Genomic DNA, 25164 nt, shown 5'->3' with positions numbered 1-25164 from the left:
GTAGGACGCGGCCCGCCCGCAGGCGTCGAATTGGCCACAAAACGTGTACCCGGACGATCTCACCCAGCCGGGCTCAACCGGCTTACGCCACCTGCTTCTCCGCGTTGACCTGCAAGGACGAGTTGTCGTCGGTCACGTCGACGCGAACGGCGTCACCGTCACGAACATCACCCGACAGTAGTTTCCTGGCGAGCTGGTCGCCGATGGAGGACTGCACCAGCCTGCGCAGCGGCCGCGCCCCGTAGACGGGGTCGAAGCCGTTGAGCGCGAGCCAGTCCCGGGCCGCCGGGGTGACCTCCAGCCGCAGCCTCCGCTGTTCGAGGCGCTTGGCCAGCCGGGCCACCTGGATGTCCACGATGGACGTCAGCTCCTCGGTCGCCAGCTGGTGGAAGACCACGACGTCGTCGAGGCGGTTCAGGAACTCCGGCTTGAAGTGCCGCTGCACCACGCCGAGCACCGCCTCCTGGCGCTGCCTGTCGTCCAGCGTGATGTCGGTCAGCGCGTGCGAACCGAGGTTGGAGGTCAGCACCAGGATCGTGTTGCGGAAGTCCACGGTGCGGCCCTGGCCGTCGGTCAGCCTGCCGTCGTCGAGCACCTGCAGCAGCACGTCGAAGACGTCCTGGTGGGCCTTCTCGACCTCGTCCAGCAGCACCACGCTGTACGGCCGGCGCCGCACCGCCTCGGTCAGCTGGCCGCCCTGGTCGTAGCCGACGTAACCGGGCGGGGCACCGACGAGCCGGGCGACGGTGTGCTTGTCGCCGTACTCGCTCATGTCGATGCGGATCATCGCCCGCTCGTCGTCGAACAGGAACTCCGCGAGCGCCTTGGCCAGCTCGGTCTTGCCGACGCCGGTGGGGCCGAGGAACAGGAACGAGCCGGTCGGGCGGTCCGGGTCGGCGACGCCGGCCCGGGCCCTGCGGACCGCGTCGGAGACCGCGCGCACGGCCTCGGACTGGCCGATCACCCGCGAGCCCAGCTCCTCCTCCATCCGCAGCAGCTTGGCCGTCTCGCCCTCCAGCAGCCGCCCGGCGGGGATGCCCGTCCACGAGCTGACCACGTCGGCGACGTCGTCGGCGGTGACCTCCTCCTTCAGCATCACGTCGGCGTCGGGAGCCGTCACGGCGGCCGTCGCCGCGTCGAGTTCCTTCTCCAGCGCGGGAATCCGGCCGTAGCGCAGTTCGGCGGCCCGGCCGAGGTCACCGTCGCGCTCGGCCCGCTCCGACTCGCCGCGCAGTTGCTCCAGCTGCTCCTTCAGCTCGCGGACCCGCTCGATGGAGCCCTTCTCGTTCTGCCAGCGCGCGGTCAGGCCGGCCAGCTTCTCCCGCTGCTCGGCCAGTTCGGCGCGCAGCGCGTCCAGCCGGAGCTTCGAGGCTGCATCGTCCTCTTTGGACAGTGCCATCTCCTCGATCTCCAGGCGGCGCACCGACCGTTCGACCTCGTCGATCTCCACCGGCCGCGAGTCGATCTCCATCCGCAGTCGCGACGCGGCCTCGTCGACCAGGTCGATGGCCTTGTCCGGGAGGAACCGCGCGGTGATGTAGCGGTCGGACAGCGTCGCGGCGGCCACCAGCGCGCTGTCGGTGATCCGCACGCCGTGGTGGACCTCGTAGCGCTCCTTGAGGCCGCGCAGGATGCCGACCGCGTCGGCCACGCTGGGCTCGCCGACCAGCACCTGCTGGAAGCGCCGCTCCAGCGCCGGGTCCTTCTCGATGTGCTTGCGGTACTCGTCCAGCGTGGTCGCGCCGACCATGCGCAGCTCGCCGCGGGCCAGCATCGGCTTGATCATGTTGCCCGCGTCCAAGGACGACTCAGCGCCGCCTGCTGCTCCCGCACCCACGATGGTGTGCAGCTCGTCGATGAAGGTGATCACCTGGCCGGACGAGTCGGTGATCTCCTTGAGCACGGCCTTGAGCCGCTCCTCGAACTCACCACGGAACTTCGCGCCGGCCACCATCGAGCCCATGTCCAGCGAGATGACCCGCTTGCCGCGCAAGGACTCCGGCACGTCACCGGCGACGACGCGCTGGGCGAGGCCCTCGACGATGGCGGTCTTGCCGACGCCGGGCTCGCCGATCAGCACGGGGTTGTTCTTGGTGCGCCTGGACAGCACCTGGACCACGCGGCGGATCTCCGCGTCGCGGCCGATCACCGGGTCCAGCTCGCCGCGCCGGGCGCGCTCGGTCAGGTCGACGCCGTACTTCTCCAGCGCCTTGAAGGTGCCCTCGGGGTCCGGGCTGGTGATCCGCGCGGAGCCGCGCACCTTGGCGAAGGCCTCGCGGATCGCGTCGGCGTTGGCGCCGTGCCGGACCAGCAGCTCGCCGACCTGACCGCCCTTGGCGGCGAGGCCGACCAGCAGGTGCTCGGTGGAGACGTACTCGTCGCCCATCTCCGTGGCGAGGTGCTGCGCGTGGGTGATCGACCGGACGGCCTCGCCGGAGAAGTTCGGCGCGTTCACGGTGGTGCCCGAGGCGGCGGGCAGGGCGGTGGCGAGCTTGTCCAGCTCCTCCCGGATCTGCCCGGGGTTCGCACCGACCGCGGTCAGCAGCGGCGCGGCCAGGCCGTCCGCCTGCGCCAGCAGCGCACCCAGCAGGTGCACGGTGCCCACGTCGGGGTTGCCGGCGACGGTCGCCGCCTGGATCGCGGCGGAGATCGCCTGCTGTGCCTTCGTGGTCGGATTGAAAGCGTCCATGCCCCCACCTCATCGTCAACCGGGTCCAACACCCAGACCAACGTGCGAAAGGTTGAGTGTGTTCCGCTCAACTTAGCTGAGGCGGGACGTCGCGGGTGGTGTCGGTCACCCTCGCTGCGCGGTCATCTCCGGCCTGTGGATGGTTCGTGCTCGTCCACAGCCGAATCCACAGATCGGCGCCGCTGCTCCACACGTTGGCGGTTCCTGCCCCCAAGAAGCGCCACTTCACTCACATGTTTCACACCAGTACCCACAGGCCGACCCGAGTTATCCCCAATCCCCAGTTCGTTGTCCACAGGCTTGTCCTCAGTGGCTGTGGACGAACCGCGCAGCGGGACTTCCTTGATCAACAGCACGGAGACGAGGGTGACCAGTGAGATCACCGCGGCGATCAGGAACAGCAGGCCGGTGGCGTCGCCGTAGGCGTCCCGGACCACCGTTCGCGCCGGCTCCGGCAGGTGCGCGAGGTCCAGCGAGCCGCCGCCGGTCGCCCCGTGCAGCTTCTCCGTGACCAGCTCGGAGACCTGTGCGGCCAGCACCGCGCCGAGCACCGACACCCCGGCGGTGCCGCCGAGCGAGCGGAAGAACGTCACGGTCGAACTGGCCGAGCCCAGGTCCCGGATGTCGGTCGCGTTCTGCACGGCCAGCACGAGGTTCTGGGTGCTCAGCCCGAGCCCGAGGCCGAGCAGCAGCTGGTAGCAGCCGAGCAGCCACAGCGAGGTGCTGTGGTCGACGCCCGCCATCAGCGCCAGCCCGAGCACCATCAGCACCGCGCCGGAGACCAGGAAGCCCTTCCACCGCCCGGTACGCGTGATCAACTGCCCGGACAGCGTCGACGAGGTGAGCAACCCGAAGATCAGCGGCAGCGTGAGCAGGCCGGAGACCGTCGGGGAGAACCCGCGCGCCAGCTGGAAGTACTGGCCGAGGAAGACCGAGGCGCCGAACATCCCGGTGCCGACCGCGATGCTCGCCAGCACGCCGAGCACGAGCGTGCGGTTGCGGAACAGCCGCAGCGGGATGACCGGCTCGCGCACGCGGCCCTCCACCACGAGCGCGGCCGCGAGCGTCACCAGCGAGCCGGCCACGAACGCCGCCGTCTGCCAGGACAGCCACGGGAAGTTCTTGCCCACCAACGAGATCCAGATGAGCAGCAGGCTCACGCCGCCGGTGACCAGCGTGGCCCCCGCCCAGTCGATGCTGACCTCGCGCCGCAGCACGGGCAGGTGCAGGGTCCGGCCGATCACGTACATCGCGAGCAGCGCCAGCGGCACCACGACGAAGAAGCACCAGCGCCAGCCGAGCCAGTCGGTGTCCACGATGAACCCGCCGGCCAGCGGTCCCGCCACCGTCGCCACGGCGAGCACCGACCCGGTGTAGCCGCTGTAGCGACCGCGCTCGCGCGGGCTGACCATCGCCGCGATGACCACCTGCGCCAGCGCCTGCACACCACCCAGGCCGAGGCCCTGCACGGCGCGGTAGGCGATCAGCTCCGGCATCGACCGGGCCAGGCCGCAGAGCACCGAGCCGAGGGTGAACAGGCCGATGGCCACCTGGTAGAGCAGCTTCTTGCTGAACAGGTCGGCGAGCTTGCCCCAGATCGGGGTGGTCGCGGTCGACGCGAGCAGGGTGGCGGTGACGACCCAGGTGTACTGGCTCTGCGTGCCCTTCAGGTCGGCGAGGATCGTCGGCAGCGCGTTGGCCACGATCGTCGAGCTGAGGATCGCCACCAGCAGCGCGAGCAACAGCCCGGTCATCGCCCGCAGGATCTCGCGGTGCGACATGGGCGCGGTCTCGGTCATCGGGCGGCTCCGGTCGGAGTTGTCGGTTCCAGTGCGTCGCGCACGGCGCGTGCCATGGCCTCGATCAGCGAGCTGACCCGGTGCACATCGTCATCCGGCCAGGAGCCGAGCGCCCGGCGAAGCCATTCCGTCTGCCGTCGCCGCCACCCGTCGAGCACCGCCTTGCCCCGCGCGGTCGCGCTGATCAGGTGCACGCGTCCGTCTCCGGGGGCGGGGCGGCGGCTGACCAGCCCGGCGCGCTCCAGCTGGGCGATCTGCCTGCTGACCACCGAGGGGTCGACGGCGCGTTCTTGGGCCAGCGCCCCGCCCGCGCACTCGCCGCGGCGTTCGAGCTCGGAGAGCAGGCTGATCAGCGCGAAGCTGGGTTCTCCCGGCTCGACCTGGCGGTGCGCCACCGCGTGCCGGAGCTGGACGAGCTCGCGGACGTGCTGGATCAGCTCGACGCAGGTCTGGGTGCTGGGCGCCATGGCAGCCTCCCTCATGGTTGCGCAATACAACTATAAGGGAGTTAGTTGCGCTCAGCAACCTTTTGGGGAGGGGTTAGAGGTCCTCGTTGAGCTTGCCGAGCAGGTCCGCGAGCGCGCGGATGTCGTCGGTCTCCCAGTCGGACAGGCTCTGCCAGAACCGCTGCCTGCGTTCGGTCCGCACGGCGACCAGCCGCTGCCTGCCGTTCTCGGTGAGCTGGACCAGTCTGGCCCTGCCGTCGGTGGGATCGGCGACGCGCTCGATCAGCTCCAGCGACTCCAGCTGGGCCAGCTGCCTGCTCACCGTCGACTTGTCCAGCCCGAAGCGCCCGGCCAGCTCGGCCGCGCGGACCGGCTCGCCGTCGGCGATGAACACCAGCAGCCCGTACGCGGCCGCGTCCAGGTCCGGGTGCAGCCGTGCGGCCAGGGACAGCGACAGGCTGCGAGCGCGCCGGAACAGCACCGACAGCTCGCGCTCCACCGCGTCCCCGGCCGCCCGCCGGTGCACGTGCGCAGTGTCCTCGTCGGCCACGGGTCCCCGGTCTCCCATCCGTTCAGGTCTGAGGGGAGACCGTAGGGCACGACCGCGTTCGATCCCGGTGGACCACCCGCGATCAGTCGTGCGGGCCGACCTGGGTGGTCTGCCAGGGCTTCGGCATGTCCTTGGCGCCGAAGTAGTCGCCGCCCTTGCGCTTGGCGTCGTCGGTGCCCCAGGGGCGGTCCCGGCCGACCGGGACCAGCCGGGGGATGTGCTTGCGGCAGTGGATGTAGGCCTCCTCGACCTCGACCACCACCCAGCGCTCCGGGGTCCGGCCCTTCTCGAAGTCGGTCGGCAGCTCCGGGTGCTCCCGGCGCAGGTCCGCGTCCTCGACGATCCTGGCGTGCCCGTTGACGTGCAGGCCGATCACGTCCTCGGCGAAGTCGATCATCAGGATGCCCACGTGCGGGTTCTCGCTGATGTTGCCGAGGCTGGCCATCACGCCGTTGCCCCGGTACTCCGGGTACGCGAGGTGGCCGGAGTCCAGCGCCCGCACGAAACCGGGCGGCCCGGCGCGCAGCGAGGCGTCGCACTCGCCCTTGTTGTCGGCGGTGGAGACGAACAGCATCTCCATCCGGGCGATGAACTCGATCATCCGCTCGTTGAGGTGGTCGAGCACCTGGTCGTTGTAGAAGCGCTCGGCCCGCTTGTGAGTGCCGTACACGTTCTGCAGCAGGTGCTCACCCCGCGACCCCGGCAGCCGGTCACCGGGATCGGCGTGCGGGTCCTCCGGTGGGAGCGTGATCAGCCTGGTCGGCGCCTCCGCCGGGATCGGCCGGGGGAGCACTCGGGTCACCTGATCGGCCGCCGGGCGAACGGGTGCGCCGGAAGGGCTTTCTGGAACAGCGGTGCGCGCGGGAGAATGGGGAGGCGGAATGGCGGAGGACATCCCACCGCTCCGCTGCCGCTCGTGATCAACTGGACGGGTCGCCCGCACGGTCGGGGGACGTGACGGGGACTCGGCCAGCTCCAGTAGCAGTAGGTCAGGACCGGCGGTACCGGTCGGGACGGGGGAGTCGGGGCTCACGGTGTCACGGTGTCACGATCAGGTAGGTCCACGCACATGCAGGTGGGAGGTTCGCCCGTTGGCCGGAAGTATGTACACACGCAGTAAGCAAATTGCACTCGAAGGTGGCATCAAGGGGCCACTGGGCTGGACGACGGGTTAGTGTCCACCCTGTCGGGGGACGCTCGTCGACCAATGGTGTGCCAACGCGGTACGCCGAACAACATGGAGAAGACGCGCCCGGACCATGACCGCGAACGCCGTGCTTATGCCAGTGCCACCCTCGCAACCTAACCGCCAGCCCCCTGCCCAGGTCTCCGCCATGGTGCGGATGATCCGGGAGAGCTTCGCGGTGGTGGAGCCGGTGGCCGAGGATGTCGCCAGGTTCTTCTACGGGATGCTGTTCAGCCTCGCACCGGCCACTCGCGAGCTGTTCCCGGCGAACATGGAGGTGCAACGCAGCCGACTGCTGCGTGCGCTGGTCCACGTCGTGCAGATGGTGGACCGCCCCGATGACCTTGTCCCCTTCCTGCGGCAGCTCGGCCGCGACCACCGCAAGTTCGGCGTGGTGGCCAGCCACTACGAGGCCGTGGGTACCGCCCTGCTGTCCTCCGTGCGCAAGTACGCGGGCGACGCGTGGACCACGGACGTCGAACGCGCGTGGGCCGAGGCCTACACGATCATGGCCCGCACCATGCAGGAGGCGGCCAACGCCGACGAGAGCCCGGCGTGGTGGAACGGCCAGGTGGTCGGCCACCAGCGGTTGAGCTGGGACCTCGCGATCGTGCGCGTGCAGACGGAGTACCCGATCCCCTACCGCGCCGGCCAGTACGTCAGCGTGGAGACCCCGCAGCGCCCCCGCCTGTGGCGCTACCTCTCGCCCGCCAACGGCCCGCGCGAGGACGGGATGATGGAGTTCCACATCCGCTCGGTCGAGGGCGGCTGGGTCAGCCGCGCGATCGTCGGGCACGCCCAGATCGGCGACACCTGGCGGATCGGCCCGCCGATGGGCCGGATGGGCGTGGACCGCACCAACGGCCGTGACGTGCTGATGGTCGCGGGCGGCACCGGGGTCGCGCCGATGCGCGCCATGGTCGACGACATGGCCCAGTGGGGCGAGAACCCGAGGGTCAACCTGTTCGTCGGCGGGCGCACCCGCGCCGACCTCTACGACCTGGAGAACCTGCAGCGGCTGGCCATGGCCAACCCGTGGCTGACGGTGGTGCCGACCCTGGAGGCCGACCCCGGTGCGCGCGGCGTCGAGCACGGCTCGCTCGCCGACGTGGTCACCCGCTACGGCTCGTGGAACGACCGCGACGTGCTGGTCTGCGGTTCACCCGCGATGATCCGCGCCACCGTGTCCAGGATGCTCGTCGCGGGCACACCCCTGGACCGGATCAAGTACGACCCGTTCACCCTCGACTGAGTGCCGGGCGGACCCCCGCGGGTCCGCCCGGCACCGGTCAGGCGGGCAGCGGCCCGGTGGCGTAGAACGCTCGGCAGCTCTGGTCCCCGACGTAGTCGGTGGAGATCTCCAGCACCTGCTTGCCGTCCAGGGAGGGCACCAGCGTCGGGCTGTAGTTCGGGCAGTAGTTGTCCCGCGCGCCCGGCACCGAGACGGGCGCGACGCCCTCCGTCCACCGGCCGATCCCGTTGTTGTCGTTGACGAACAGCGTCCGCCCGTTGCCGGGGGCGACCGAGCCGTCCGGGTTCTGCAGGATCTGCCCGATCAGCAGCAGCCTGCCCTGCTGTGTCAGCGCGATCGTGGGCGTGTGCGTGAAGTACCGCCCGTGCGTGCTCTCCACCAGAGTGCCGAAGTTGAACGGATCGCCCCAGCTCACGCCGTCGGTCGAGGTCCGGTAGTAGACCGCGCAGAAGTACTTGCCGAACTGCGCGCAGATCTCGTAGGTCATGTAGTAGACGCCGTTGTGCAGCCGCCGCACGTTCGGCATTCCCGGGCGGTGCCAACGGTTCCCGCTCGTCACCACGTGCGTCTTCTGCCCCCAGGTGACGCCGTCGACCGAGACCCGTTGCGCGACGAGCTGGTCGAACCGCGGCTTCTCCGTCTCGTCGGCGAACTGGCAGACCAGGCGCCCCTTCGCGTCCACGAACAGCTCCGGCTCCCACAGCCCTTGGCCGTTGGGGGAGTCGTAGCAGGAGGTCAGCTGCGACCAGGTGCGGCCGCGGTCGCGGCTCTGCCAGACCCGCAGCGACATGTTCCCGCCGTCCTGGCCGACGCTGCCCGCCCACAGCAGCGTGCCCTTGGCCAGCTTGCCGACCCGTCGCGGCAGCTCGTAGAGGTGGGTGCAGCACAACCCGCGCGCGGCGAGGGGATCCTTGATCGAGCCGATCTTGCGGAAGCTCTTCCCGTCGTCCCGGCTCTCGTAGATCGAACCGATCCCGGCGCCGTTGGTGTAGGTGGTGACGGTGGCGATGACGCGGCCGTTGAACGGCCCGGAGTGCTGCAGGCGGATCGCCCTCGGATAGGTCGCGTGGGTCTGGTCGAGCGACCGCACGGGGCTGGGCTCCGCGAGCGCGGGAACGGCGCTCACCAGCAGCACGAGTACGGCCAGGAACACCTGGCCTGCACGGCGATGCATGGGGCTCCTCGGGGAAGGAGATCGTGTCGGGGAGGCACACTTTCCCATTCCGTTGGGCCGAATGCCGCATCGCCCTGGGCCATTTGCCCCATTCGGCCCAGTCGGCCCGCGTCGTCAGCGGCGCGGGCGGGGGCGCCAGATCACCAGCGCGGTGGACTGCGGTTTCACCGGCACGAGGTCGTGGCGGTAGGAGGCGTGCACCGCCGCGGCGGCGCTCTCGGCGGCGGCGTGCGCCGCGGCCAGCTGCTCGTGCGCGTCGGCCAGGCGCTCGGTGAGCTCGGAGACCTTGGCGCTCAACGCGTCCACGTGCTGTTCCAGGTCGATGATGCGCTTGATCGCGGAGAGGCTGATGCCCTCCTCCTGGGAGAGCCGCTGCACCTGGCGCAGCAGCGTGATGTCCCGGGCGGAGTACCGGCGCCCGCCGCCGGGCGAGCGACCGGGGGAGACCAACCCCAGCCGGTCGTAGGTGCGCAGCGTCTGCGCGTGCAGCCCGGCGAGCTGGGCCGCCACCGAGATGACGAACACCGGGGTGTCCTCATCGGTACCGGGCGCCGCCGGGATGCCCTGCCAGCTGGGGTCGGGGTTCATCACGCCTCCCCTGGGTCCTTCTTCTGCAGCAACGCGTTCAGGCCGGCCCTCGGGTCGGCGCCCGCCGTCGCCTCGGCGTAGGCCTCCAGCGCCGCGCGGGCCTTGGCGTCCACAGTGGACGGCACGTGCACCTGCAGGGTGATCAGCAGATCACCGGCCTGGCCGTCCTTGCGGACCACGCCCCGGCCCCGGACCCGCAGCACCCGGCCGCTCGCGGTACCAGGGGGCACCCGGACGGTCACCGAGGAGTCCAGCGTCGGAACGGTCAGTGTGGTCCCCAGGGCCAGCTCGGGGAAGGTCACCGGCACGCTCAGCGTCAGATCGTTGCCCGATCGGCCGAACACCTCGTGCGGGCTGACGTGCACCCGCACGTAGAGGTCGCCGGCGGCGGCCCCGTTGCGGCCGGGCTCGCCCTGTCCGGCGAGCCGGATCTGCTGGCCGTCCTCGACCCCGGCCGGGATGCGGATGTTCAGCGCGCGGGTGCGCGTGCTGATCCCGTCGCCGCCGCACTCCCCGCACGGCGTGTCGATGATCTTGCCGTTGCCCCGGCACTCCCGGCACGGCTCGCTGAAGGCGAACGCGCCCTGGTTGCGGGTGACCAGGCCCGATCCCGAGCAGTTCGGGCAGATCCTCGGCGAGGTGCCGGGGGCGGCCCCGTCCCCGCCGCAGGTGCCGCACGTGGTCGGGCTGGACAGGCGCAGCATCACCGTCGCGCCCTTGACCGCGTCCACGAAGTCGATCCGCACCTCGGCCTCGACGTCCGAACCGCGCCGGGCCCGGTTCGCCGTCCCGGACGCGCCGCCGCGCCTGCCGAACAGGCCGCCGAAGAGGTCGCTGAAACCGCCCCCGCCCGCGCCCTGGCCCGCTGCGCCACCACCGAAGATGTTGCCGAAGTCGAAGCCGGTGTTGCCGCCGCTGAAACCGTCGAAGCCGCCGCGCCCGCCGCCGAAGAGGCTGCGGGCCTCGTCGTACTGCCTGCGCTTCTCCGGGTCGGAGAGCACCGCGTACGCCTCGGAGACCGCCTTGAACTTCGCCTCGGCGGCCGTGTCACCGGGGTTGGCGTCGGGGTGCAGCTCCCGTGCCAGCTTCCGGTACGACTTCTTGATCTCGTCGGCCGAAGCCGAAGAGGAAACGCCCAACTCGCCGTAGAAGTCCTTCTCGATCCAGTCCCGCGCACTCATCGGGCGTTCCCTCCCCTCGGTCGTCGATCAGCCTTCGCCACGGTCGCCGGAGTCCGGCTCGACGGGCTCGGCCGCTGGCTCGTGGTCGGTCACCCCGACCAGCGCCGGGCGCACCACCCGGTCGCCGAAGCGGTAGCCGCGGCGCATCACCAGCGTCACCGTCGGACCGGAGACCTCCGGCGAGGTGCTGTGCTGCACCGCCTCGTGCACCGACGGGTCGAACGGCTCGTTCTCGGTGCCGAAGGGCTCCAGCCCCGCCTTGGTCAGCGCCGCGCCGAGCTTGTCGGCGACCGCCTTGAACGCGCCGGTGAGGTCGCCGTGCGCCTCGGCCCGTTCCAGGTCGTCGAGCACGCCGAGCAGCTCGGTGACCACCTGCGCCTTGGCGCCGGAGATCACCGCCTCCCGGTCGCGCTCGACCCGCTTGCGGTAGTTGGCGTACTCCGCGCTCAGCCGCTGCAGGTCCGCGGTCCGCTCGGCCAGCTGGGCCTGCAGCGCGGCGGTCTCCTCGGCCGCCCGCTGCCCGGCCTCGTCCGGCTCCGCGGCGGCGTGCCTGCCGCCGCCCTCCTGGGCCACCGGACCGGAACCGGGCTCCTCACCGGCCGGAGCCGGCGGGCGGACCTCGCCGGTCTCCGGGTCGACGCGGCGCCGGTCGCGGACCACCACGCGGGGCTCGCCCTCCTGGTGCTCCTGGGTCACTTCTTGTCCTTCTCGTCGTCGACGATCTCGGCGTCCACCACGTCATCGGCCTTGGCGTCGGCGTTGCCCGCCTGCGCGCCCTCGGCCCCGCCCTGCGGAGCGGCCTGGGCGTACATCGCCTGGCCGAGCGCCTGGGACTCGGCGTTGAGCTTCTCCACCGCGTCCTTGATGGCCGCGATGTCGGTGCCCTTCAGCGCCTCCTGGGCGCCGGAGATGGCCGCGCTGACCTTCTCCTTGGCCTCGGCGGGGACCTTCTCCTCGTTGTCCTTGAGGAACTTCTCGGTCTGGTAGACCAGGGTCTCCGCCTGGTTGCGGACCTCGGCCTCCTCGCGGCGCTTCTTGTCCTCGTCCGCGTGCGCCTCGGCGTCCTTCATCATCCGGTCGATCTCGTCCTTGCTCAGGGCCGAGCCGCCGGTGATGGTCATGCCCTGTTCCTTGCCGGTGGCGAGGTCCTTGGCCTGGACGTGCACGATGCCGTTGGCGTCGATGTCGAAGGTGACCTCGATCTGCGGGACGCCGCGCGGGGCGGGCGGCAGGCCGACCAGGTCGAAGGTGCCCAGCTTCTTGTTGTAGGCCGCGATCTCGCGCTCGCCCTGGTAGACCTGGATGCCCACCGTGGTCTGGTTGTCGTCGGCGGTGGAGAAGATCTCCGAGCGCTTGGTCGGGATCGTGGTGTTCCGCTCGATCAGCTTGGTCATCACGCCGCCCTTGGTCTCGATGCCCAGGCTCAGCGGGGTGACGTCGAGCAGCAGGACGTCCTTGACCTCGCCCTTGAGGACACCGGCCTGCAGCGCGGCGCCGATGGCGACGACCTCGTCCGGGTTCACGCCCTTGTTCGGCTCACGGCCGCCGGTCAGCTCCTTGACCAGCTCGGCGACGGCGGGCATCCGGGTGGAGCCGCCGACCAGGACCACGTGGTCGATGTTGCCGACCGAGATGCCCGCGTCCTTGATCACGTTGTTGAACGGCGCGCGGCAGCGGTCGAGCAGGTCCGAGGTGATCCGCTGGAACTCCGCGCGGGTCAGCGTCTCGTCCAGGAACAGCGGGTTCTTGTCCGCGTCGACGGTGATGTAGGGCAGGTTGATGCTGGCGGTGGAGGAGCTGGAGAGCTCGATCTTCGCCTTCTCCGCGGCCTCGCGGATCCGCTGCATCGCCATCTTGTCCTTGGTCAGGTCGATGCCGCTGCTGGTCTTGAACTTCTCGGCGAGCCAGTCGACGATCCGCTGGTCCCAGTCGTCACCACCGAGGTGGTTGTCACCGCTGGTGGCGCGGACCTCGACGACGCCGTCGCCCAGCTCCAGCAGCGAGACGTCGAAGGTGCCGCCGCCGAGGTCGAAGACCAGGATGGTCTGTTCCTTCTCGCCCTTGTCCAGGCCGTAGGCCAGCGCGGCCGAGGTGGGCTCGTTGACGATGCGCAGGACGTTGAGGCCCGCGATCTGCCCGGCCTCCTTGGTGGCCTGGCGCTGGGCGTCCTCGAAGTAGGCGGGGACGGTGATCACCGCGTCGGTGATCTCCTCGCCGAGGTAGGCCTCCGCGTCGCGCTTGAGCTTCATCAGCACCCGGGCGCTGATCTCCTGCGGGGTGTACTTCTTGCCGTCGACCTCGACCTTCCAGTCGGTGCCCATGTGGCGCTTGACGGACCGGATGGTCCGGTCGACGTTGGTCACCGCCTGGTTCTTGGCGGGCTGACCGGTGAGGACCTCGCCGTTCTTGGCGAAGGCCACGATGGAGGGCGTCGTCCGCGAGCCCTCCGAGTTGGCGACGACCGTGGCCTCGCCGCCTTCGAGGACGGCGACGACGGAGTTGGTCGTCCCGAGGTCGATTCCGACCGCTCGCGCCATTGCAGTTTCCTCCGTGAATCGGGAATCGGTGGGCCGCGCGCCCTCGGCCCGGCGAAGAGCCTTGAGTGCGCCTGGCTCAAGTCTGGATTCTCCCCCGCTCCGGCGTCAAACCGAAGTTGAGCGATCCGCGCTCAAGCTTTCTGACCCGATCAACGGCCAGGGGGCTCGCCGGGTTCCCGGGGGGAAAGCGACGGCGGTCACAGTCTGTTGATCATGCTCACCCGTCCGAATGACGACGGCGGTATGCCGCCGAATGGAGTAGTGCGGGGCTCACCAGGTGAAATCCAGATAACGAAGTTCGCGCCTTCTTTCACGAAGTGGATACGAAGTCGCTCCTCGTATGCCTATGGTCCCGCCGTCACCCGTAAGAGGTAACGAACTGGGGAGATCAATTGTCCGAGGGAAGACTCCGCAGGGGCTTGGTAGCCGCTGCGGCGGTGACCGGTCTGGTCGCCCTGTCGGTCGCGTTCAGCGCCGGCGTGGCCCCGGCCGCCGAGCCGGAGGGGGCCACGACCGAGGCGACCGTCCGCCAGCTCCCGCCCGGTCTGAAGGAAGCCATCCAGCGCGACCTGAAGACCGACGCCGCGACCTACGTCAACGACGCCAAGGCGGCGCAGAAGGCGGCGGCCACCGGCACCGCGCTGCGCAAGGAGCTCGGCCGTGAGTTCGGTGGCGTCTGGTTCGACCCGGCCACCAAGAAGGCCATCGTCGCCGTGACCTCCGAGGCCGCCGCGAAGAAGGCCCGCGCCGCCGGTGCCGAGGCGCAGGTGCGCCCGACCACCGAGGCCAAGCTGAAGGACGCGCTCAACGCGCTGTCGACCTGGGTCAAGTCGCTGCCGGAAGCCGAGCGCAAGCTGGTCTTCTCCGCGAGCATCGACGTCAAGGGCGGCAAGCTCAACATCGTGCTCGCCGACTCCGAGGACGGCCGCCGCGTCCAGGCCAAGATGCCGAAGCCGCAGGTCTCCCAGGACGTGAAGTACGGCAAGCTGCAGCCGAAGGCCCCGGCCAACCTGCTCAACGGCAGCGGCTACGTCGGCTCCAGCGGTGGGGCCAACCCGAGCTACGGCCTGTGCTCGATCGGCTTCAACGCCGTCGACCAGAACGGCAAGCTCACCCCGCTGACCGCCGGCCACTGCGCGCTGATGCACACGCCGGCGCTCAAGGAGGTCTTCGTCGAGGTCAAGCAGGGCAACCAGTCCGACCTCGGTGACAAGATCGGCGCCTTCGCCACCACCGTGTGGGACAACGCCGACACCGGCAACGGCCAGATCGACGAGCGCAAGGGCAACGACTACGCCACCATCCGGGTCACCAACCCGGCCGTGCGCGCGGTGCCCGAGGTCTACACCTGGGGCGCCAACGGCGGCAACGTCAAGGTCGACTCGGTCAGCCAGGCGATCGTCGGCATGAACGTCTGCAAGTCGGGCCGCACCACCGGCTGGACCTGCGGCAAGGTCGTCAACGAGCGTTCGCTGTGGTACATCGGCGACGGCACCGAGAAGGGCAGGGCCCAGCTCGGCTTCGAGTTCCACGGTGCCTGCGTCGCCGGTGGCGACAGCGGTGGCGCGATCGTCGCGGGCGGTGCCGCGCTCGGCTGGAGCACCGGTGCCTACTTCGAGGACGGCAAGTGCGTCAAGGTGCCGGACAACAACGGCAACCTGACCTACCAGAACCTCGGCGAGAGCCTGGCGACCGACATCCTCACGCTGCCGGAGTTCAACAACAACAAGCTGACCGTGCTCACCACCACCGGTGACGCGGACGGCGACGGCGTGAAGGACGTCGAGGAGCTCTCGGCCAACCCGACGCAGACCAAGGACGCCAACGGCGACGGCATCGCCGCGCACCTCGACCCGGACGAGCCGAACCTGCGCCCGGCCACCGTCAAGACCCCGGCCGCCGACGCCAGGATCACCGACACCAAGCCGACCCTGAGCGGTTTCGCCAAGCCGGGCGCCAAGGTCAGCGTCCAGCTCGACGGCAAGGACCTGGGCGAGGTCACCGGCACCGACAAGGCCGAGTGGACGCTGAAGGTCGGCACCGAGCTGGGCCTGGGCACGCACGAGGTCAAGGTGAAGCAGACCCTGAAGGGCACCTCCTCCAAGGAGACCAGCTCGAAGTTCACCGTCGTCCCGGCCGCTCCGCAGATCACCGAGCCGAAGACCGGCACCACCAGTGACAACGCCAAGCCCGTCGTCACCGGTACCGGTATCGCCAAGGCCCTGGTCACGGTGACCGTCGACGACAAGAAGGTCGGCGAGGCCACCGTGGCCGCCGACGGCAAGTGGTCGCTGCCGCTGACCACGGACCTCGCGGTGGGCGAGCGCGTGATCGGCGCGCGGCAGACCGTGGAGAAGGTGGACTCCGACGTCACCAGCGTCCGCTACACCGTGAAGGGCGCGGCCCAGCCGCAGCCGGGCAACAACAAGCCGGGCGGTGGCAACGGCGGTGGCGGCCTGGCCGACACGGGTGTCGACTTCGTGTGGCAGCTGATCGTCGGTGGCCTCGTCGCCCTCGTCGCGGGTGGCGCGCTGATGGTGAAGTTCCGCCGTCGCAAGGCCTGACCGCCTGATCGGTCGATGATCGAACGCCGGTGAGTGGCACAGGGCGCCACTCACCGGCGTTTCGCTGTCCGGGGCCGTTTCGCGGCGGGAGCCGAGTAGTAGGGCGTCCAACTACTTAGGGCGCGCTCAGTGGGTGGTGCGCCGCCGCGTTTGCGAGGATGCGAGCTGATCTCCGCCGCCGGTGCGACGACCGCCACTTCCCAGTGGTTACTGATGAGTAATATGGCGTAGTCTCCCGGCACGGTAGAAACCGGACAGGAAGGCCGTGGGCATGGGCGCCTTGCACATCGTGTTGGGCCTGATCTGCGTCGCCGCGACGCTGGTCTGGGTCACGATGCTGACGCAGACCGTCATCCGCATGGTGCGCACGATCCGGCTGGGGCAACCCGATCCGACCCGCAACGGGCCGGTGGGCCCGCGGCTGAAGAACATGCTCAAGGAGATCCTCGGGCACACGAGGATGCTCAAGTGGGGCACGGTCGGCGCCGCGCACTGGTTCGTGATGGTGGGCTTCGGTTCGCTGGTGCTGACGCTGGTCGAGGCGCACGGCGAGGTCTTCGACCCGGCGTTCGAGCTGCCGATCATCGGGCACTGGACCGTCTGGGGCATGTTCGTCGAGCTGATCGGCCTGACGACCGTCCTCGGCATCCTGGTGCTGATCGTCATCCGGCAGCGCAACCACCCGCGCCGGGCCGACCGCCAGTCCCGCTTCGCCGGCTCCAACTTCCGCCAGGCGTACTTCGTCGAGGCGGTCATCCTCGGCGTCGGCCTGTGCATCTTCGGCATCCGCGCCTTCAAGTCCGCCAACGGCCTGCTGCCGTACCCGGTGTGGGCGGCGCCGATCTCGCACGGCCTCGGCGCGCTGCTGCCCGCGAGCCTGGTCGCCGTGTCGATCGTGGCCGCGCTGAAGGTGCTCATCTCGGCCACCTGGGCGATCGTGATCGCGCGCAACATGACCATGGGTGTGGCCTGGCACCGGTTCAGCGCGTTCTTCAACATCTACTTCAAGCGCGAGGCCGACGGCGGCGTCGCGCTCGGCGCGCTCAAGCCGATGATGAGCGGCGGCAAGCCGCTGGACTTCGAGGAGGCCGACCCGGAGAAGGACGTCTTCGGCGCCGGCAAGATCGAGGACTTCGGCTGGAAGGGCTGGCTGGACTTCACCACCTGCACGGAGTGCGGCCGGTGCCAGTCCCAGTGCCCCGCGTGGAACACCGGCAAGCCCCTGTCGCCGAAGCTGGTGATCACCAGCCTCCGCGAGCACGCCTACGCCAAGGCCCCGTACCTGCTCGCCGGCGGCCGCAAGGACATGGGCGGCGACGAGGTCGGCATCACCGGCGACGACGCCGAGGCCCGCCTCGCCAAGATCGACGTGCTCGCCCTGGCCGAGTCCGAGCGTCCGCTGATCGGCGGCCCGGACGAGCTGGGTGTCATCGACCCCGAGGTGCTGTGGTCCTGCACCAGCTGCGGCGCCTGCGTCGAGCAGTGCCCGGTGGACATCGAGCACGTCGACCACATCGTCGACATGCGCCGCTACCAGGTGCTCATCGAGTCGAACTTCCCCAGCGAGCTCGGCGGGATGTTCAAGAACCTGGAGAACAAGGGCAACCCGTGGGGCCAGAACGCCAAGGACCGGCTGGCCTGGACCGAGGCGCTGGACTTCGAGGTGCCGGTCTTCGACGGCGAACTGGCTCCCGAGACGGAGTACCTGTTCTGGGTCGGCTGCGCGGGCGCCTTCGAGGACCGCGCCAAGAAGACCACCCAGGCCGTCGCCGAGCTGCTGCACATGGCCGACGTCAAGTACGTGGTGCTCGGCTCGGAGGAGACCTGCACCGGTGACCCGGCCCGCCGCGCGGGCAACGAGTTCCTGTTCCAGATGCTCGCGCAGCAGAACGTCGAGGTGCTGAACTCGGTCTTCGAGGGCCGTGAGGCCAAGCAGCGCAAGGTCGTCGTGACCTGTGCCCACTGCTTCAACACCCTGGCCAACGAGTACCCGCAGCTCGGCGGGCAGTTCGAGGTCGTGCACCACACGCAGCTGCTGAACAAGCTCGTCCGCGAGCGCCGCCTCGTGCCGGTCGCCCCGGTCGCCGAGGACGTCACCTACCACGACCCCTGCTACCTGGGGCGCCACAACAAGGTCTACTCGCCGCCGCGCGACCTCATCGGTTCCACCGGTGCCACGCTGCGCGAGATGCCCCGCCACGCCGACCGCTCCATGTGCTGCGGCGCGGGTGGCGCGCGGATGTGGATGGAGGAGCGGATCGGCAAGCGCATCAACGTCGACCGCGTCGACGAGGCGCTGGGCACCGCGCCCACCAAGGTGGCGACGGGCTGCCCGTTCTGCCGCGTGATGCTCACCGACGGCCTCACCCAGCGGCAGAACGAGGGCAAGGCCGACGAGAGCATCCAGGTCGTCGACGTCGCCCAGATGCTGCTGGAGTCCGTCCGCCGCGGTCAGCCCGCCGAGCAGGACATCCCGACGGACGAGGAGCCGACCGGCACCCCGCTGGCGGAGCAGGACAAGGCCTGACCCGGCAGCGGGTCCACCCCTGGCGAAAAGAAGGGCGGCGGCTCCCCGGGTTCGGGGAGCCGCCGCCCTTCGACGTCGAGGATCAGTTCGTGGTGCGGGTGAAACCGGCGTCCAGGCTGATCATGCCCGCGCCGGGGGCGAGCTGGATCTTCTCGGACTTGACCGTGCCGGACTTGCCGGTGAAGTCGGAGTCGGTGGTGGCGTCCGGGCCTGCCTCGGACTTGGTCGCCGCGGTGCCGTCCGGACCGGTGGTCTGCACGGTGTAGCGGCCGGAGGGCAGGTCCTCGAAGGAGTACTCGCCCTTCTCGTCCACCTTGGCGGTGCGCTGCGCGAACTTGCCGTAGTGGTCGGTGGCACCGGTCAGGGTGAATCCGCGCGAGGCGGTGTACGCCTTCTCGGTGTCCTGGCGGATGCCGTCGCCGTTCTCGTCCACCCACGCGAGGCCGGAGATGCTGCCGCCGCGGATGCCGAAGCGGACGAACTCCGTCTGGCTGCTGCGCACCTCGACCTTGCGCTCGGCGTCGGTGGTGGAGACGAAACCGGACTGGCTGCCGTCGAGCTTGTAGGTGCCGGGGCGCAGGTCGGTGAAGCGGAACTTCCCGTTGGCGTCGGCCACCGCGTCGGCCACCACGTCGCCGTTGGCGTTGTAGAGGCGGACCTCGGCCTTGTCGGCACCGGCCTCGCCGCCGGAGGTGCTGCGGTCGATCAGGCCGTTGCCGTTGCGGTCGAAGAAGACCGTGCCGTCGATCGCGCCGAGGGTGCCGGAGATCGCGCCCGCGGACGGGACGAAGCTCATCAGGACGGCCGCCGAGATCCCGGCGCCGAGGACGGTGGAAGCGGACCGGCTGATGCCCCTGGCCATGACGTGGTTCCCCTCGCGGAAAGTGGTGCTCGGTGCCGGTGCTGCGAGCGTCGGCGCTAGGGAGACGCCCCGTCCGGTACGCGGGTTGCCCGGGATCTTACTTTCACTCTGAAGATCTAAAACGGGTGGGCCGGGGCTTCACCGGAACAGCTCAGTCCGAGTGTCTTATGTGGACTGTGGCGCCACTCCTATGGAGTAGCGGCCACCGCGTGGCACGCTGGCCCCATGTCCTTCGACACCGCCGCCCAGCGCGCCATCGTCCCGCCGTTCCACGTGATGGAGGTCCTCTCCGCGGCGGCCCGGCGGCAGCGGGAGTTCGGCGACGTCATCTCCCTCGCCGCGGGACAGCCCGCGACCCCCGCGCCCGAGCCGGTGCGGGCGGCCGCGGCGGAGGCGCTGGAGCGGCAGACGCTCGGCTACACCGAACAGCTCGGCATCCCCGAGCTGCGCGCGGCCATCGCAGGCCACTACGGCCGCCGCTACGACCTGGACGTGGCGCCGGAGGACGTGGTGATCACGACCGGTTCGTCGGGGGCGTTCCTGCTCGCCTTCCTCGCCGCGTTCGAGGCGGGGGACCGGGTCGCGCTGGCCCGCCCCGGGTACCCGGCCTACCGCAACATCCTATCCGCGCTCGGCTGCGAGGTCGTCGACCTGCCGTGCGACGCGAGCACGCGCTTCCAGCCGACCGTGGAGATGTTGGAGGCGCTGGACGAGCCGGTGCGCGGGCTGATCGTCGCGAGCCCGGCCAACCCCACCGGCACCGTGCTCGACCCGGCCGAGCTGGCCGCGATCACCGAGTGGTGCCAGGCCAACGGGGTGCGCCTGATCAGCGACGAGATCTACCACGGCATCAGCTACGAGCGCCCGCTCGGCTGCGCGTGGCAGACCTCCCGCGACGCGATCATCGTCAACTCGTTCAGCAAGTACTTCTCGATGACCGGCTGGCGCCTCGGCTGGATGGTGCTGCCCAGGCCGCTGCTGCGCGCGGTGGACTGCCTCACCGGGAACTTCACCCTCTGCCCGCCCGCGCTCGCGCAGTACGCGGGTGTCGCGGCCTTCACGGAGGAGGGCTACGCCGAGGCCGACGGGCACGTCGCCCGCTACCGCCGCAACCGCGACGAACTCCTCACGGGACTGGCGAAGCTCGGCATCGACCGCGTCGCGCCCGCGGACGGCGCGTTCTACGCCTACGCCGACGTCTCGCACCTGACGCAGGACTCGATGTCCTTCTGCGAGCGGCTGCTCGCCGACACCGGAGTGGCGGTCGTCCCCGGAGTGGACTTCGATCCGGTGGACGGCAACCGCTTCATCCGGATGTCCTTCGCGGGCTCGCTGGAGGACGTGCACGAGGCGGTGCACCGGATCGGGAGCTGGCTGGGCTGACGGGAACTTCACCTCCCGTGCGACCGTTCAGTCAGCAAGACGCCCAGGGGAGGACATCATGCTCGCCATCATCGGAACGCTGCTGATCATCTGGTTGGCGCTGACCATCATCGGCTTCATCTTCAAGGGCCTGTTCTGGCTGGCGGTGATCGGCGTCATCGCGTTCCTGGCGACCGCGGCCTACGGCGCCGTCAAGAAGAAGACGCCGAAGTACTAGAGCAGCCCCAGTTCGCGCAGCCGTGGGCGGATCGCCGTCGCACCCGCCCACAGCTCCGCGTCCAGCCCCGCCCGCAGTGCGCCGTCGATGTTGACCTGCCGGTCGTCCAGGAACAGGCAGTCGGCGGCGGACGCGCCGAGCTGGTCGAGCAGCGCCGCCCAGATCTCCGCGTCCGGTTTGGCGACGCCCAGCTCCCCGGAGAACACGAGGTGCCGGAACCGTCGCGCCCACGTCTGTTCCCGCACGGCGGCGGCGAAGGAGGCGGGCGCGTTGGACAGCAGCGCCAGCGGCACCCCCGCCTCGGCCAGCTCGTCCAGCAGCACCAACGAGCCCGGGTCGAGTTCGAGCCAGCCGGAGATGTCGGCCTCGGTCAGTGCGGCCGAGGTCTTCTCGTCCACCTCGACGCCCAGCTCCGCGCCGACCGCGCGCCAGTAGTCCAGGTCGGGCTGGCCCCGGTCGTAGGCGTCGCGCACCTTCCAGTACGCGGGTTCGAACTCCTCCGGCGGCACCCCGTAGACCTCGGCGTGCTTCGGCAGCATGGCCGAGCGCCTGCTCAGGACCTCGCCGTAGTCGAAGACGACCCAGCTTCGCCCCACTCTGTCCCCCTTATCCGGGTCAGCACCTCGTCGATCTCCGCCTTGCCCACGTCCCGGTGGGTGACGAAGCGGACCAGCCCGGCCATCGGCCCGGCGAGCACGTTCAGCGCGGTCAGCCGCTCCAGCGCGGCGGGCACGGTCATGCCGGGCGCCTCGGCCAGCACGATGTTGGTCTCGGGGGTCCGCACGCGCCACCCCAGCTCGACGAGCCCGTCCGCGAGCGCCCTGGCGGTGTCGTGGTCAGCGGCCAGGTCCTCGATCCGCTCCAGCGCGACCAGGCCCGCCGCCGCGACCACACCGCCCTGGCGCACCCCGCCGCCGAGCATCTTCCTGATGCGCCGCGCCTCCGCGACGAACTCCTCGGTGCCCGCGACGACCGAGCCCATCGGCGCGCCGAGGCCCTTGCTCAGGCAGGACTGCACGGTGTCGACGCCCGCGGTCAGCTCGGCAGGGGAGACCCCGAGGGCGACCGCGGCGTTCCACACCCGGGCGCCGTCGAGGTGGACGGTGAGCCGCAGCTCCTTGGCGACGCCGACCAGCCGCGCGTGCTCCGCGGTCGGCAGCACCGTGCCGCCTCCGGCGTTGTAGGTGTTCTCCAGGCACAGCAGCGACGTGCGCATCGAGTAGTACGGGCCCGTGTTGAGGGTGGTCGCGCGCACGGCCTCCGGCGTCAGCTCGGGCAGCGCCTGCGGCATGCCCCCGGCCAGCCACGCGGGGGTGCCCAGCTCGTTGTTGATCACGTGCGCGTCCCGCAGGGCGAGGAAGGAGTCACCGCGGCCGACGTGCGCCATCAGAGCGATGGTGTTGCCCATGCAGCCGGTGGGCACCCACAGCGCGGCGGGCATGCCGAGCAGGTCGGCCGCGCGCTCCTCCAGGCGCCGCATGGTCGGGTCGACGTCGAGCACGTCGTCGCCGACCTCGGCGGTGGCCATGGCGGAGCGCATCCGCTCGTCGGGGCGGGTGACGGTGTCCGAGCGCAGGTCGACGGGGATCACGACCCGATCAGATCATCCGCACGGGCCGGTGGCCAGGAGGAAACCGAGTGCGGCACGATGCAACCCTTGGAGCGGCTGCGTCCGTCCCACCAGTGCAAGACACGACGAGCGGAGAGTCCCGCGTGGACCAGCGCGAAGAACAGGAGTTCGCGGAGTACTTCGTCGCGCGGCGCGATGCTGTGAGACGGACGGCGTACCTGCTCTGCGGCGACTGGCACCGTGCGGACGATCTGGCCCAGACGGCGTTCGTCGCGCTGCACCGACGGTGGCGGAAGGTCAGGGACAAGGGGGCCCTGGACGCCTACGTGCGGCGCACGCTGGTCCGGGCCTCGATCGACGAGTCCCGCAGGCCGTGGCGACGTGAGCGGACCGTGGAGGAGTTCCCCGACACGCCGGTCACCGACACCGAGGTCGGGGAGTCGGTCGCGACGCGGGAGACGCTGCTCGCGGGTCTGGCGAAGGTACCGCCGAGGCAGCGTGCGGTGCTCGTGCTGAGGTTTCTCGAGGGCTTGGACGTCGCGGCCACGGCGGCGGCGTTGAAGTGCACCGAGGGAACTGTGAAGAGCCAGACGGCGCGCGGGTTGGAGGCCCTGCGCGCCTCGCTGGGAGACGCGCTGGACGACCTGCGTTCGGCGTCGTGAACACCGGTACCGAACCGGGGTGCGGCGACCTTCGCCGGTCGAGGAGGTGGATTTAGGTGGACGAGCACAAGCTCGCGGACCTGTTCCGCGATGCGGTGCGGGAAGCGCCACCGGCATCGTTCGACGAACAGGACGTCCTGGGGGCCTCGAAGCTGGCGACGGCGCGCCATCGGATGCGCGTCGCGACCGGCTCGGCCTTCGGTGTCGTCGTGCTCGCGGGGGTCGCCGTCTTCGGCGCGAACGCGCTGAACCTCGGCTCGGACCAGGGCGACGTGACGGCGGCCCAAAATTCTTCCGAATACGGTGCAACCGAGGGCGGCGCTCCCCTCGTCCCCCTCACAGGACTGCAACCCATGCCGAGCGGGGTCGTCCCGCCGGGCAAGACCACCCAGCTACCGCCACGAAGCATTCCCGAGCCGACGTCCAAGCAGGGGGACAGCGGCACGGGAAGCGCTGGTCCTCGGACCAGCAGCACCCCGACCGGGTGCGGACCGGCGGACCGGGAGCTCGCGGTCGCCCTCGCCCACGAGCTCCCGGCCGCTGCCGGTCTCACGCCGACCCCGGCGGACCGGTTCTGCGCGGCCGGTTCCAAGGCCATGTCGGTGGTGGTCAGGGACGGCGAGGTTTCCGGACTGGTTTCGGTGATCCTCGGGCCGCCGGACGCGAAGATCGACTCGGACGGCATCGGCAACCGGAACCTGCCGGCGGGCGCCAAGGCGGCGTCGGCCTACGCCCCCAGCGGGCGACCGCTCACCGTGGTGAGCGAACCGGACCACGGCTCGACCAGCGCGCCCTTCGGCGGCCGGGTCGAGGAACTGGCGAAGAAGATCGCGGAGAAGTACTAGACCACCGGGTCCCCTCCCCGGATCGTGGCCGGCAGAGCACGTTTCTGCCGGCCACGGTCGCGTTCGCGCCCCGGCAGAAAAGTGGTACTCTTGTACCAGATTGTCGAGGTGATGGCGATGGCGTGGGTCGTTCTGATCGTGTCCGGCGTGCTGGAGGCGGGCTGGGCGGTCGCGCTCAAGCTCTCCGACGGGTTCTCCCGGCTGTGGCCGACGGTGACCTTCGCGGTGCTGGCCACCGCCAGCTTCGGCGGGCTGGCCTGGGCGATGAAGCAGCTGCCCGCCGGGCCCGCCTACGCGGTCTGGACCGGTATCGGCGCCGCCATCACCGCGGTGATCGGCATGGTCTGGCTGGGTGACGGGGTGTCGGTGCTCAAGATCGTCTCGATCATGTTGATCATCGGCGGCGTGGTCGGGCTGCAGCTCGCCGGTGGTGCGCACTGAGCTTGCGCGGACTGGCACCATCCTTGGTCATGCCGGAGCCCACCGAAGCGCCCTCCGCCCCGTCCCAGGAGCGGACCGGCCAGGCCAGTACGCCCAAGGGGGAGCGCCGCCGCCAGGCCCTCGTCGAGGCCGCCAGCGAACTGCTCGTCGAGAGCGGCTTCGCCGGTATCCGGCACCGGGCCGTCGCCGAGCGCGCCGGGCTGCCGCTGGCCTCCACCACCTACTACTTCTCCTCGATCGAGGAGCTGGTGGAGCGGGCGGTGGAGTACCACGGCCGCACCGAGCTGGCCTGGGGCCGGGAGCGACTGGCCGCGTGCGGGGACGAGCGGCTGGACCGCGACGAGCTGTGCGAGCTGGTGCTGGACCTGCTGCTCGGGCACAACTCCCGCGACGGCGGCCTGGACGTGGTGCTCCTGCGCTACGAGCGGCTCGTCGGCTCCGGGCGGCGTCCCTACCTCGCGCCGCTCATGCGCGAGATGGGTGACGAGCTGCACGCGCTGCTGGTGGAGATCCTGGCGCAGGCGGGTGCTCCGCTGTCGGCCGCCGAGGTGACCCGCCTGATCGCGCTGATCGACGGCACCGTGGTCAACGCCCTCATCGAGTCCGATCCCGATCCCCGGGGCGCCGCGCGGCGAGTGCTGCGCGCGGAACTGCCCTGAGCGTGCAACCTTCCCCGCGCCGCTCGCGTGAG

Annotated in this window: 22 protein-coding genes; 9 read left to right on the top strand and 13 right to left on the bottom strand. The window is 70.4% G+C overall.

Annotated features, from left to right (window positions below):
- Positions 1-82: 82 nt before the first annotated feature.
- The 5 genes from clpB to BLT28_RS27140 form a co-directional block, all read right to left on the bottom strand.
- Entirely contained in the window at positions 83-2689 is a 2607-nt protein-coding gene (gene clpB, locus BLT28_RS27160) for an ATP-dependent chaperone ClpB (protein WP_030429985.1), read from the bottom strand.
- A 122-nt stretch (positions 2690-2811) separates the two neighbouring features.
- Positions 2812-4488 carry an MDR family MFS transporter gene (locus BLT28_RS27155; protein ID WP_052407388.1) on the bottom strand — a complete coding sequence of 559 codons (1677 nt, stop codon included), beginning with the start codon at positions 4486-4488 and terminating at the stop codon, positions 2812-2814.
- Complete coding sequence (locus BLT28_RS27150) at positions 4485-4955, bottom strand: MarR family winged helix-turn-helix transcriptional regulator (protein ID WP_030429987.1); 471 nt, start codon at positions 4953-4955, stop codon at positions 4485-4487. Before BLT28_RS27150 ends, BLT28_RS27155 begins: the two co-directional genes overlap by 4 nt.
- A 73-nt stretch (positions 4956-5028) precedes the next feature.
- On the bottom strand, positions 5029-5484 hold the full coding sequence (locus tag BLT28_RS27145) for a MarR family winged helix-turn-helix transcriptional regulator (RefSeq protein WP_231950447.1): 456 nt from the start codon (positions 5482-5484) through the stop codon (positions 5029-5031).
- An 82-nt stretch (positions 5485-5566) separates the two neighbouring features.
- Positions 5567-6277, bottom strand: a complete 711-nt coding sequence (locus BLT28_RS27140; protein ID WP_322788480.1) for a pyridoxamine 5'-phosphate oxidase family protein — start codon at positions 6275-6277, stop codon at positions 5567-5569.
- A 541-nt stretch (positions 6278-6818) separates the two neighbouring features.
- On the opposite strand from BLT28_RS27140, the gene BLT28_RS27135 reads away from it, so the two are divergent.
- The gene (locus BLT28_RS27135) at positions 6819-7922 is read left to right on the top strand and encodes an FAD-binding oxidoreductase (RefSeq protein ID WP_030429990.1); all 1104 of its coding nucleotides are present in this window, start codon (positions 6819-6821) and stop codon (positions 7920-7922) included.
- Positions 7923-7959: 37 nt separating this feature from the next.
- Here BLT28_RS27135 and BLT28_RS27130 read toward each other — a convergent pair whose 3' ends face one another.
- The 5 genes from BLT28_RS27130 to dnaK all read right to left on the bottom strand — a co-directional run bounded on the left by BLT28_RS27130 (position 7960) and on the right by dnaK (position 13402).
- Positions 7960-9096: a sialidase family protein gene (locus BLT28_RS27130; protein ID WP_156051002.1), complete on the bottom strand. Its 1137-nt coding sequence runs from the start codon at positions 9094-9096 to the stop codon at positions 7960-7962.
- Between the two features lie 114 nt (positions 9097-9210).
- Positions 9211-9684 (bottom strand): heat shock protein transcriptional repressor HspR, encoded by a 474-nt coding sequence (locus tag BLT28_RS27125; protein ID WP_030429992.1) that lies wholly within the window; start codon positions 9682-9684, stop codon positions 9211-9213.
- On the bottom strand, positions 9684-10865 hold the full coding sequence (gene dnaJ / locus BLT28_RS27120; protein ID WP_030429993.1) for a molecular chaperone DnaJ: 1182 nt from the start codon (positions 10863-10865) through the stop codon (positions 9684-9686). The genes BLT28_RS27125 and dnaJ overlap by 1 nt, the downstream gene beginning before the upstream one ends.
- 27 nt (positions 10866-10892) lie before the next feature.
- A complete protein-coding gene (gene grpE, locus BLT28_RS27115) occupies positions 10893-11561 on the bottom strand; it encodes a nucleotide exchange factor GrpE (RefSeq protein ID WP_030429994.1) in 669 nt (222 codons plus the stop codon).
- Entirely contained in the window at positions 11558-13402 is a 1845-nt protein-coding gene (dnaK, locus tag BLT28_RS27110) for a molecular chaperone DnaK (protein ID WP_030429995.1), read from the bottom strand. Before dnaK ends, grpE begins: the two co-directional genes overlap by 4 nt.
- A 392-nt stretch (positions 13403-13794) precedes the next feature.
- Here dnaK and BLT28_RS27105 point away from each other — a divergent pair, with 392 nt between their 5' ends.
- Together BLT28_RS27105 and BLT28_RS27100 are read left to right on the top strand one after the other, a co-directional pair.
- Entirely contained in the window at positions 13795-15966 is a 2172-nt protein-coding gene (locus BLT28_RS27105) for a S1 family peptidase (protein WP_156051004.1), read from the top strand.
- Positions 15967-16237: 271 nt separating this feature from the next.
- The gene (locus BLT28_RS27100; RefSeq protein ID WP_030429997.1) at positions 16238-18493 is read left to right on the top strand and encodes a (Fe-S)-binding protein; all 2256 of its coding nucleotides are present in this window, start codon (positions 16238-16240) and stop codon (positions 18491-18493) included.
- Positions 18494-18575: 82 nt separating this feature from the next.
- Here BLT28_RS27100 and BLT28_RS27095 read toward each other — a convergent pair whose 3' ends face one another.
- Positions 18576-19355: an SdrD B-like domain-containing protein gene (locus BLT28_RS27095; protein WP_030429998.1), complete on the bottom strand. Its 780-nt coding sequence runs from the start codon at positions 19353-19355 to the stop codon at positions 18576-18578.
- Between the two features lie 225 nt (positions 19356-19580).
- Here BLT28_RS27095 and BLT28_RS27090 point away from each other — a divergent pair, with 225 nt between their 5' ends.
- The gene (locus BLT28_RS27090; RefSeq protein ID WP_030429999.1) at positions 19581-20738 is read left to right on the top strand and encodes a pyridoxal phosphate-dependent aminotransferase; all 1158 of its coding nucleotides are present in this window, start codon (positions 19581-19583) and stop codon (positions 20736-20738) included.
- Between the two features lie 58 nt (positions 20739-20796).
- Complete coding sequence (locus BLT28_RS41030; protein ID WP_030430000.1) at positions 20797-20955, top strand: hypothetical protein; 159 nt, start codon at positions 20797-20799, stop codon at positions 20953-20955.
- Here BLT28_RS41030 and BLT28_RS27085 read toward each other — a convergent pair.
- Positions 20952-21494, bottom strand: a complete 543-nt coding sequence (locus BLT28_RS27085) for an HAD family hydrolase (RefSeq protein ID WP_052407395.1) — start codon at positions 21492-21494, stop codon at positions 20952-20954. The two genes, BLT28_RS41030 and BLT28_RS27085, sit on opposite strands and share 4 nt — an antisense overlap.
- 14 nt (positions 21495-21508) lie before the next feature.
- Positions 21509-22495: a threonine aldolase family protein gene (locus tag BLT28_RS27080; protein ID WP_052407396.1), complete on the bottom strand. Its 987-nt coding sequence runs from the start codon at positions 22493-22495 to the stop codon at positions 21509-21511.
- A gap of 173 nt (positions 22496-22668) precedes the next feature.
- Between BLT28_RS27080 and BLT28_RS27075 the strand changes: the two genes are divergently transcribed.
- From BLT28_RS27075 to BLT28_RS27060, 4 genes are all read left to right on the top strand, one after another.
- Positions 22669-23187, top strand: coding sequence for a SigE family RNA polymerase sigma factor (locus tag BLT28_RS27075; protein WP_030430003.1), 519 nt, complete (start codon positions 22669-22671; stop codon positions 23185-23187).
- Between the two features lie 56 nt (positions 23188-23243).
- Positions 23244-24032: a hypothetical protein gene (locus BLT28_RS27070; RefSeq protein ID WP_030430004.1), complete on the top strand. Its 789-nt coding sequence runs from the start codon at positions 23244-23246 to the stop codon at positions 24030-24032.
- A gap of 117 nt (positions 24033-24149) precedes the next feature.
- Complete coding sequence (locus BLT28_RS27065; RefSeq protein ID WP_030430005.1) at positions 24150-24473, top strand: DMT family transporter; 324 nt, start codon at positions 24150-24152, stop codon at positions 24471-24473.
- A 29-nt stretch (positions 24474-24502) separates the two neighbouring features.
- Positions 24503-25132: a TetR/AcrR family transcriptional regulator gene (locus BLT28_RS27060; RefSeq protein ID WP_052407391.1), complete on the top strand. Its 630-nt coding sequence runs from the start codon at positions 24503-24505 to the stop codon at positions 25130-25132.
- Positions 25133-25164 lie beyond the last annotated feature (32 nt).

Source organism: Allokutzneria albata (assembly GCF_900103775.1).
GTDB classification, from domain to species: domain Bacteria; phylum Actinomycetota; class Actinomycetes; order Mycobacteriales; family Pseudonocardiaceae; genus Allokutzneria; species Allokutzneria albata.
This window is presented reverse-complemented; position numbering and strand designations above follow the sequence as displayed.

What these genes read in the sequence shown, in the direction of transcription:
- BLT28_RS41030 (WP_030430000.1), top strand. Translation starts at nt 20,797, where the DNA reads ATGCTCGCCATCATCGGAACGCTGCTGATCATCTGGTTGGCGCTGACC.
- dnaK (WP_030429995.1), bottom strand. Translation starts at nt 13,402, where the DNA reads ATGGCGCGAGCGGTCGGAATCGACCTCGGGACGACCAACTCCGTCGTC.
- BLT28_RS27125 (WP_030429992.1), bottom strand. Translation starts at nt 9,684, where the DNA reads ATGAACCCCGACCCCAGCTGGCAGGGCATCCCGGCGGCGCCCGGTACC.
- BLT28_RS27135 (WP_030429990.1), top strand. Translation starts at nt 6,819, where the DNA reads ATGGTGCGGATGATCCGGGAGAGCTTCGCGGTGGTGGAGCCGGTGGCC.
- BLT28_RS27095 (WP_030429998.1), bottom strand. Translation starts at nt 19,355, where the DNA reads ATGGCCAGGGGCATCAGCCGGTCCGCTTCCACCGTCCTCGGCGCCGGG.
- dnaJ (WP_030429993.1), bottom strand. Translation starts at nt 10,865, where the DNA reads ATGAGTGCGCGGGACTGGATCGAGAAGGACTTCTACGGCGAGTTGGGC.
- BLT28_RS27130 (WP_156051002.1), bottom strand. Translation starts at nt 9,096, where the DNA reads ATGCATCGCCGTGCAGGCCAGGTGTTCCTGGCCGTACTCGTGCTGCTG.
- BLT28_RS27090 (WP_030429999.1), top strand. Translation starts at nt 19,581, where the DNA reads ATGTCCTTCGACACCGCCGCCCAGCGCGCCATCGTCCCGCCGTTCCAC.
- BLT28_RS27155 (WP_052407388.1), bottom strand. Translation starts at nt 4,488, where the DNA reads ATGACCGAGACCGCGCCCATGTCGCACCGCGAGATCCTGCGGGCGATG.
- BLT28_RS27100 (WP_030429997.1), top strand. Translation starts at nt 16,238, where the DNA reads ATGGGCGCCTTGCACATCGTGTTGGGCCTGATCTGCGTCGCCGCGACG.
- clpB (WP_030429985.1), bottom strand. Translation starts at nt 2,689, where the DNA reads ATGGACGCTTTCAATCCGACCACGAAGGCACAGCAGGCGATCTCCGCC.
- BLT28_RS27060 (WP_052407391.1), top strand. Translation starts at nt 24,503, where the DNA reads ATGCCGGAGCCCACCGAAGCGCCCTCCGCCCCGTCCCAGGAGCGGACC.
- BLT28_RS27080 (WP_052407396.1), bottom strand. Translation starts at nt 22,495, where the DNA reads ATGCGCTCCGCCATGGCCACCGCCGAGGTCGGCGACGACGTGCTCGAC.
- BLT28_RS27065 (WP_030430005.1), top strand. Translation starts at nt 24,150, where the DNA reads ATGGCGTGGGTCGTTCTGATCGTGTCCGGCGTGCTGGAGGCGGGCTGG.
- BLT28_RS27085 (WP_052407395.1), bottom strand. Translation starts at nt 21,494, where the DNA reads ATGCTGCCGAAGCACGCCGAGGTCTACGGGGTGCCGCCGGAGGAGTTC.
- BLT28_RS27150 (WP_030429987.1), bottom strand. Translation starts at nt 4,955, where the DNA reads ATGGCGCCCAGCACCCAGACCTGCGTCGAGCTGATCCAGCACGTCCGC.